The organism is Polaromonas sp. (assembly GCF_030682935.1).
Classification (GTDB): Bacteria; Pseudomonadota; Gammaproteobacteria; order Burkholderiales; family Burkholderiaceae_C; genus Polaromonas.
On the sequence record NZ_JAUXNA010000076.1, the window covers coordinates 1 to 8,428 of the forward strand.

An 8,428-nucleotide genomic window follows, 5' to 3' on the forward strand; every position below is an offset into this window, starting at 1 on the left:
GCCAGCAACCTGCTGTTTGCCTGGCTGGGGACACGCGGGCACGATGTCACTGCGCTGATTGTGGTGATCTCAGCCGACAACCTGTCCAGCGGCATCGCGTCGGCCGCCTTCATTGCCTACCTGTCCAGCCTGACCAACGTCAACTATTCGGCCACCCAGTACGCCCTGTTCAGCTCCATGATGCTGCTGCTGCCCAAGTTCCTGGCGGGCTATTCGGGCAAGTATGTGGATACCTTTGGCTACAGCCATTTTTTCACGGCCACCGCCTTGCTGGGTCTGCCGGTGCTGCTGCTGGTGTGGCTTGCTTCACGGTCAAATACGGCTCCAACCCAATAAACACGGACATCATAAGCTATATATTTTATAGCAATTCATGAACCGCGCCAGGCCGGTCCAAGCGTGTATGCTGCACGCTTGGCGGCGCTTTTTACCGTAACTTTACGGCGACTTCAAGCGCAATTGTTGTGCGGCGCGCACCATTGATTTCAATCTGAATGAACCGAAGGGACAGCCCCTGCAACCCCAGGACCACGCCATGACCCAGCAGCTTTTGATGATTGAAGACGACACCCGCCTGGCCACCATGGTGGGTGAATATTTGCGCCAGTCGGGTTACGGCTTTGCCCATGCCGCCGATGGCGCCAGCGGCCTGGCCGCGCTCGAAGCCAGCCCGGCCGACCTGGTGATCCTGGACCTGATGCTGCCCGACATGGACGGCCTCGAAGTGTGCCGCCGCATCAAGGGCAACCCGAACAGCCAGCTGGCCCGCACCGCCGTGCTGATGCTGACCGCCAAGGGCGACCCGATGGACCGCATTGTGGGCCTGGAAGTGGGCGCCGACGACTACCTGCCCAAACCGTTTGAGCCGCGCGAGTTGCTGGCCCGCATTCGCGCCGTGCTGCGCCGTGGCGGCGACGCCAGCGAGGCCGCCGCTGCGGGCGGCCACAAGGTCATGCGCTTTGGCGCGCTCGAAATCGACCGCGATGCGCGCAGCGTGTCGGTCTCGGGCAAGCTGTGCGAGCTGACTTCCTACCAGTTTGACCTGCTGGCGGCACTGGCCGATCGCGCCGGCCGGGTGCTCAGCCGCGACCAGATCATGGAAGCCGTGCGCGGGCGCGAGCTCGAAGCGTTTGACCGCTCCATCGACGTGCACATGGGCCGCATCCGCAGCGCCATCGAGCTCGACGCCAAAGACCCCAAACGCATCCTCACGGTGCGCGGCGTCGGCTACGTCTTTGCCAAGCAGCAGGACTGAGCGCACCGTGCGGTCCCGCATGTGGTCCCGTTTCACGTCGCACCTGTATGTGCGCATCTGGCTCGCCGTGGTGGCGACCGTGGCGGTGCTGACGTTTCTGGTCGGGGCGGCGTGGCATTTCAGCGCAGACCCGCCGCAACTGCCGATACGTGAAGTGCTGGTGCACAACGCCGCGGGCGACGTCATCGGCAAAGCCCAAACCAGGCCGGACCGCAAGCGCGGCGAGGACATTGAATTTCAGGTGCTCACCACCGACGGCCAGACCCTGAGCCTGCTGTTGCCGCGGCCCACACGCCCCCCCGGCGGGGCCCTGAACCGGCCGCCGTTTGGTTTCAGTTTTGGCTGGATGCTGGTCCTGGTCGGGCTGGCCGTGGCGCTGGGCGCCTACCCCGTCATGCGGCGCCTGACGCTGCGGCTCGAAGCCCTGCAGCGCGGCGTGGAGCGCTGGGGCGCGGGCGACCTGTCGGCGCGCATCAACACCGAAGGGCACGACGAGGTGGCTTTTCTGGCCCGGCGCTTCAACCACGCGGCCGAACGCATCGAAACCCTGATGGAGTCGCACAAATCGCTGCTCGCCAACGCTTCCCACGAGCTGCGCTCGCCGCTGGCGCGCATCCGCATGGGGCTTGAGCTGATGGATCATCAGGCCCCCACGCTCGCCACTGTGTGTGCTTCGCTGCCCACCGAGGAGGCCCATTTTTCCAGGGGCGGCCCGCCGGAAAATTCCCAAGGGCTCAAGCGCTCGCCCGCCGTCATGGAAGAAATCTACCGCAGCATCAACGAGCTCGACCAGCTGATCGATGAAATCCTGCTGGCCAGCCGGCTCGACACCAAGCAGGCCGATGCCGAACCGTTTGAAACCCTGGACCTGACCGGGCTGGCCGCCGAGGAATGCGCGCGCGTGAACGCGGAGCTCAACGCCGAGTTGCCGGCCGAGACCGGGCGGGGCACCGCCCCCACCGGCCACAGCCTGATGGTGCGGGGCTCACCCCGGCTGCTGCGCCGGCTGATCCGCAACCTGCTGGAAAACGCCAGGCGCTACGGCCGCGGCGACATCAGCCTGGCGCTGGCGCAAATCCGATCGGGGCCCAAGCCGTTCGCCGTGATCCGCGTGCTGGACCGCGGCCCGGGCGTGCCAGCCGCCCAGCGCGAGCGCATTTTCGAGCCGTTTTACCGCCTGCCGGGCGCCAGCGAGCGCGAAGGTGGCGTGGGCCTGGGACTGTCCCTGGTCAAATCCATCAGCGAGCGCCATGGCGGCACGGTCCGGTGCGAAGACCGCCCCGGCGGCGGCGCTTCCTTCATCGTCGAATTGCCCATGACAGCGCCAACCACTTGAGATGGATCAAGCGGTTCTGCGGTTTTCATAAAAAACCGCGGCCCTCCTCTACTTGCGGGATGTTCAGCGCCCAAGCCGTGCGCGACACTGATTTCGTTGCTGTCACAACCATCGATGCTTGAGGGAATAAAAAAAAGCGGATACGGTGGTAAACCACTCCGGTGATGTACCAGCGAAGTTCCCAAATTCAGGAGGACTTTCAAAAAGCTGCCGCAAGGTGGCTTTTTTTTGGCTGCCTATGCGGCAGTGAAGCCGCCATCATGCCGGGCTTCTTACAACGCCCGCAGGACCCGCTCGGCACTGATGTCATTCAGGCAGCGGGTATGGCCCAGCGGGCATTCGCGCGCAAAGCAGGGTGCGCAGTCCAGCGGCGGCTGGTAGGCGGGGTCGACCTTGAGCCAGAGCACCGTGGCCCGGTCGCTCAGGGGCGGGGTGTGCAGGGGGCTGGACGAGCCAAAAATCGCCACCTGCGGCACGCCCAGTGCGGCGGCAACGTGCATCAGGCCGGAGTCGTTGCTGACGGTGCGGCTGCTGGCGGCGATCAGGCCAAGCGCTTGCGGCAACGAGGTTTTGCCGGCCAGGTTCAGGCATTTTCCGGCTTGCACCGCATTCACCGGCGCGGCGATCTCGTCGCACAAAGCGGCTTCCTTGCCCGAGCCGAGCAGCACCACCGGCAGGTCCAGCCTGGCGGCCAGTTCGGCGAAATGAGTAGCCGGCCAGCGCTTGGCCGGGCCAAATTCGGCGCCCGGTGCAAACACGACATAGGCGCCTTGCTGCAAACCCAGCTCGTGCAGCGTTGCCGCGATGTCCGCCGCGCCGATGTGCAGTTGCGGCCGGTCGCCTTCCAGGCCGGTTTCACCGCTCAGGGCCGAATAAAACGCCACCATGGGCGGCTTGTTTTTCGGATTTTTGAGCCGGTGCGTGAGCAGGCCGACGCGCGCCTCGCCGAGGTAGCCGATGCGCTGCGGAATGCGGGCCAACAAGGGCAGCAGCGCGCTTTTAAGCGAATTGGGCAGCACATAGGCCTTGTCAAACCGGCCCTCAATGCCCTTGGCGATGGCGCGGCGCGCCTTGAACTGCAGGCCGCCATGGGCAAACGGGAACTCCATGACCTCGGCCACCTGCGGCATGGCGCGGTACACCGGCGCGACCCACGGCAAGGCGCCCACCGTGAGGCGCTCGCCGCGCGCGTGCAGCCGGCGCAGCAGCGGCTCGGTCATCACCGCGTCGCCTATCCACTGCGGCGCGATGATGAGGGAGCGGGCACTAGTGATGACCGCCAACGTGCTCGCCCGCCTTGAGCTGGTACACGGTGCCGCAATACGGGCACTTGGCCTGGCCGGTGCGCGCCACATCGAGGTAGACCTTGGGATGGCTGTTCCAGACCTTCATGTCGGCCGTGGGGCTGGGGCAGTAGACGCCGCCCTGGGCGTTGAGGTCGGAGGCCAGCAGCTCGACAACAGATGATTTTGTCATGGTCAAACCTTTTAAACCTTGCTGAGCCAGGACGCGTACTTGGGATTGCGCCCGTTGACGATGTCAAAGAAGGCGCTCTGGATTTTTTCGGTGATGGGGCCGCGTGAGCCGCTGCCAATTTCAATGCGGTCAAGCTCGCGGATCGGCGTGACTTCAGCCGCCGTGCCCGAGAAAAACGCTTCATCCGCAATATAAATCTCATCGCGGGTGATGGATTTTTCCTTGAGTTCGAGGCCCAGATCCTTGCAGATGGCGAAGATGGTGTTGCGCGTGATGCCGTTGAGCGCACCGGCGCTGGAGTCCGGGGTGTAGACCACGCCTTTGCGCACAATGAACAGGTTCTCGCCCGCGCCTTCGGAGGCAAAACCTTGCGGATCGAGCAGCAGCGCTTCGTCGTAGCCTTCGTCGGTGGCTTCCATGTTGGCCAGAATCGAGTTGGTGTAGTTGCTCACCGCCTTGGCGTGGATCATGGTGATGTTGACATGGTGGCGCGTGAAACTGCTGGTTTTGACGCGAATGCCGCGCTTCATGCCGTCTTCACCGAGGTAGGCGCCCCAAGTCCAGGCGGCCACCATCAGGTGAATCTTGTTGCCCTTGGGGCTGACGCCGAGTTTTTCGGAGCCGATCCAGGTCAGCGGGCGGATGTAGCCGCTTTCCAGCTTGTTCTCGCGCACCACCGCCAGCTGGGCGTCCATCACTTCCTGCGGCGTGAAGGGAATTTTCATGCGCAGGATCTTGGCGCTGTTGAACAGGCGCTCGGTGTGCTCTTCGAGCCGGAAGATGGCAGTGCTGCCGTCGGCCATTTTGTAGGCGCGCACGCCTTCAAAAGCGCCGCAGCCGTAATGCAGGGTGTGGCTCAGCACATGGATTTTGGCGTCGCGCCACTCGACCATCTGGCCGTCCATCCAGATTTTGCCGTCGCGGTCTTCCATGGAGGGTGCTACTGGGGACATGGTGCTGATCCTGTGGTGAGTGTGGTGTGTACGGGGGAGTGATATTGGGCATCCGGGCCAGCCACCCCGGCCAAAGCCGTGCGCTGCTGCCAAACCCGAAACGCTGATTTTACGGGGCGGGCGGCGGCGCTTCTTCAGCCGGCCTGAAAAGCGCATGCTGCACCAGTTTGCCGCCCTCAAACGTGCAGGTGACGTGCGACTGCGTGCCATCGGTCCACCGGTACACCTCGGGCTGGATGTCCTTGCTGCCTTGCAGGGCGCCCAGGCTTTTGGTCATGGCCACCACATGCAGCAGGGTCATGCCGGGCTTGAGCCTGGCGTTGAGCATGACGGCGCTGTCCACATAGCCGATGGGCCGGTTGGCGGCGCGCTTGAGGACCTGAACCATGCGGTTGAAATGCAGCAGCGCCCACATCACCAGCACCGTCACGGCGGCGGCCACGCCGGCCCAGCCGTAAAACCAGTAAGCCAGCACAGGCGCGGCGACGCCAGCGGCGGGAACAAGGATTTTCTGATAGTTCATGGCGGTATTTTCGCAGCCACGGCGCGCAACCGGCGCTGTGGAGAGTGCGTACAGGTTTGCATGCCGATTTTTTTGGAAATTTTTCAAGCCTTTTAAGCCTCTAGCCCTTATTAAACGGGCATAAATAGCTATTTTTTCGATAGCATCTATCACCCGCTGCAGGCTTTTTTCGGGCCAGGCGCCTCAATCCAGTCTGCGCACGAGTTCCATGGCTTCCTCGATCCGCTCCACGGGATGGATCGTCAGGCCCTCAAATGCCTTGTCGTTCTTTTTGGGCGCGTTGGCCTTGGGCACCACGGCCACGCTGAAGCCTAATTTCGCGGCCTCCTTCAGGCGCTCCTGGCCGCGCGGCGCGGGCCGCACTTCGCCGGCCAGCCCGACCTCGCCAAAGGCGATAAAGCCCTTGGGCAGCGCCTTGCCGCGCAGGCTGGAAGTGATCGCCAACATCACGGCCAGGTCTGCTGCGGGCTCGCTGATGCGCACGCCGCCCACGGCATTGACAAACACGTCCTGGTCCATGCAGGCGACACCCGCGTGGCGGTGCAGCACGGCCAGCAGCATGGCCAGACGGTCGCGGTCCAGGCCCACGCTGAGGCGGCGCGGGTTGGGGCCGCCGCTGTCGACCAGCGCCTGTATTTCGACCAACAGGGGGCGGGTGCCTTCCAGCGTGACCATCACGCAACTGCCGGGCACGGGCTCGCTGTGCTGGCTCAAGAAGATGGCGCTCGGGTTGCTCACGCCCTTGAGGCCTTTTTCGGTCATGGCGAACACGCCGATTTCGTTGACCGCGCCAAAGCGGTTCTTGATGGCGCGCACCAGCCGAAAACTCGAATGCGTGTCGCCTTCAAAGTAGAGCACGGTGTCCACCATGTGCTCCAGCACGCGCGGCCCGGCCAGCGCGCCTTCCTTGGTCACATGGCCGACCAGCACGATGCAGACGCCGCTGGACTTGGCCGCGCGCGTCAGGTGGGCCGCGCATTCGCGCACCTGCGCCACCGAGCCGGGGGCCGAGGTGAGCAGGCTGGAATACACGGTCTGGATCGAGTCGATCACCGCCACGGACGGCTGGGTGGCGTCCAGCGTGGCCAGGATTTTGTCGAGCTGGATTTCAGCCATCACCTTGACCTGGGAGCCGTCCAGCCCCAGCCGGCGCGCGCGCAGCGCGACCTGCGCGCCGCTTTCCTCGCCGGTGACATAGAGCGTGTTCAGGCCGGCGCGCTGCAGCGAATCGAGCGCCTGCAGCAGCAGGGTGGATTTGCCAATGCCGGGGTCGCCGCCAATCAGCACCACGCCGCCTTCGACAATGCCGCCGCCCAGCACGCGGTCCAGTTCGTCGTGGCCGGTGGGCGTGCGCGCCATGTCGGTGGCGTCAATGTCGGCCAGCGCAATCACGTCGGAGGCCTTGGCCAGCCCTTGATGCGGGGTGCTGTAGCGGTTTTTGCCGGCGGCGCTTTCCGCCACCGACTCGATCAGCGTGTTCCAGGCATTGCAGTGCGGGCACTTGCCCAGCCACTTGGGGCTGATGCCGCCGCAGTCGGTGCAGGTGTAAATCGTTTTTTCTTTGGCCATGCGGCTAGTGTAGGGACGGCGCGTTAGCATTCAAGCACCCCCTTCAACCCCACGACAGGACAACCCATGAAGACTTCCATCAATCCGTTCAAGCAGGCGCTGGCCGAGGGGCGGCCCCAAATCGGCCTGTGGCTGGGCCTGGCCGACGCCTACAGCGCCGAGATTTGCGCTGGCGCGGGCTTTGACTGGCTGCTGATCGATGGCGAGCATTCTCCCAACGACCTGCGCAGCATTCTGGGCCAGCTGCAGGCGATTGCGCCCTATGCCTCGCACCCGATTGCACGCGTGCCGGTGGGCCACGGCGACGTCGGCGGCACGCTGGTCAAGCAGTACCTGGACCTGGGCGTGCAAACCCTGCTGGTGCCGATGGTGGACATGGCCGGGCAGGCGGCCGCGCTGGTGCAGGCCATGCGTTACCCGCCCGAGGGTGTGCGCGGCATGGCGGGCGCACGCGCGTCAGGCTGGGGCCGCAACGCGTCTTATGTACACGAGGCCAACGCACAGGTCTGCCTGCTGGTGCAGGCCGAAACCCGGACCGCGCTCGACAACCTCGACGCCATGGCCGCCACCGAGGGCGTGGACGGCGTGTTCATTGGCCCGGCCGACCTGTCGGCGTCGATGGGCCACCCGGGCAACCCCGGCCACCCGGCGGTGCAGGCGGCGATCGAGGACGCGATTGCGCGCATCGTCAAAGCCGGCAAGGCCGCTGGAATCCTGGCATCCGACGAAGTGCTGGCACGCCACTACCTGGCACTGGGCGCCACCTTTGTGGCGGTGGGCCTGGACACCCAGTTGCTGGTGCACGCGAGCAGCGCGCTGGCGGCCAGGTTCAAAACCTCGTTGCCGGCGGTGGCCGCGAGCCAGACCTACTGAGGCGTGGGCAGGCACGCCCTGCACCAAAGCCGATCTCATTCAGATCAATCGGCCACCACCGGCACACGAGGCGCCAGCGCGCACATCAACTCGTACCCCACCGTGCCGGCGGCCCGCGCCACTTCATCGATCGGCAACACGGCGCCGCTGGACGAGCGGCCCCACAGCGTGACCTCGCTGCCCATGCCTGCGTCAGGCACCGGCGTGAGGTCCACGGTGATCATGTCCATGCTGACGCGGCCGACCATGCGGCACCGCACGCCGTTCACCAGCACGGGCGTGCCGGTGGGGCAGTGGCGCGGATAGCCGTCGGCGCGTCGCAGCGCGACAACATCGCGCACGATGCCGTGGCCAGAGGCGTTGGCCCTGACGCCGGCCCAGACGCGGCCGTCCGGTGCGGCAGTGCGGACGCGCGCGCGGTTGTGGCTCAGCGCTGCGGTGTG

The 8,428-nt window shown here is 65.2% G+C and carries 9 protein-coding genes and 1 pseudogene; 4 read left to right on the forward strand and 6 right to left on the reverse strand.

What is annotated here, in order from left to right; genetic code table 11:
* From Q8K05_RS03010 to Q8K05_RS03020, 3 genes and pseudogenes are all read left to right on the forward strand, one after another.
* Positions 1-336 (forward strand): annotated as a pseudogene (locus Q8K05_RS03010) (permease); the annotation flags it as partial.
* A gap of 199 nt (positions 337-535) precedes the next feature.
* Complete coding sequence (locus Q8K05_RS03015; protein ID WP_305245058.1) at positions 536-1,255, forward strand: response regulator; 720 nt, start codon at positions 536-538, stop codon at positions 1,253-1,255.
* 19 nt (positions 1,256-1,274) lie between these two features.
* Positions 1,275-2,591, forward strand: a complete 1,317-nt coding sequence (locus Q8K05_RS03020) for an ATP-binding protein (protein ID WP_305245065.1) — start codon at positions 1,275-1,277, stop codon at positions 2,589-2,591.
* Between the two features lie 272 nt (positions 2,592-2,863).
* Here the strand turns inward: Q8K05_RS03020 and waaF are convergent, their stop codons facing one another.
* The 5 genes from waaF to radA all read right to left on the reverse strand — a co-directional run bounded on the left by waaF (position 2,864) and on the right by radA (position 7,112).
* The gene (gene waaF, locus Q8K05_RS03025) at positions 2,864-3,865 is read right to left on the reverse strand and encodes a lipopolysaccharide heptosyltransferase II (RefSeq protein ID WP_305245066.1); all 1,002 of its coding nucleotides are present in this window, start codon (positions 3,863-3,865) and stop codon (positions 2,864-2,866) included.
* Positions 3,858-4,067, reverse strand: coding sequence for a zinc-finger domain-containing protein (locus Q8K05_RS03030; protein ID WP_305245059.1), 210 nt, complete (start codon positions 4,065-4,067; stop codon positions 3,858-3,860). Before Q8K05_RS03030 ends, waaF begins: the two co-directional genes overlap by 8 nt.
* 11 nt (positions 4,068-4,078) lie before the next feature.
* Positions 4,079-5,020: a branched-chain amino acid transaminase gene (locus Q8K05_RS03035; protein WP_305245060.1), complete on the reverse strand. Its 942-nt coding sequence runs from the start codon at positions 5,018-5,020 to the stop codon at positions 4,079-4,081.
* 109 nt (positions 5,021-5,129) lie between these two features.
* The gene (locus Q8K05_RS03040) at positions 5,130-5,543 is read right to left on the reverse strand and encodes a glycerate kinase (RefSeq protein WP_305245061.1); all 414 of its coding nucleotides are present in this window, start codon (positions 5,541-5,543) and stop codon (positions 5,130-5,132) included.
* A 183-nt stretch (positions 5,544-5,726) separates the two neighbouring features.
* Complete coding sequence (gene radA, locus Q8K05_RS03045; RefSeq protein WP_305245062.1) at positions 5,727-7,112, reverse strand: DNA repair protein RadA; 1,386 nt, start codon at positions 7,110-7,112, stop codon at positions 5,727-5,729.
* Between the two features lie 66 nt (positions 7,113-7,178).
* On the opposite strand from radA, the gene hpaI reads away from it, so the two are divergent.
* A complete protein-coding gene (gene hpaI / locus Q8K05_RS03050) occupies positions 7,179-7,985 on the forward strand; it encodes a 4-hydroxy-2-oxoheptanedioate aldolase (RefSeq protein ID WP_305245063.1) in 807 nt (268 codons plus the stop codon).
* 44 nt (positions 7,986-8,029) lie between these two features.
* Here hpaI and Q8K05_RS03055 read toward each other — a convergent pair.
* The coding region (locus tag Q8K05_RS03055; RefSeq protein ID WP_305245064.1) for an alanine racemase C-terminal domain-containing protein at positions 8,030-8,428 on the reverse strand (399 nt) is incomplete at its 5' end.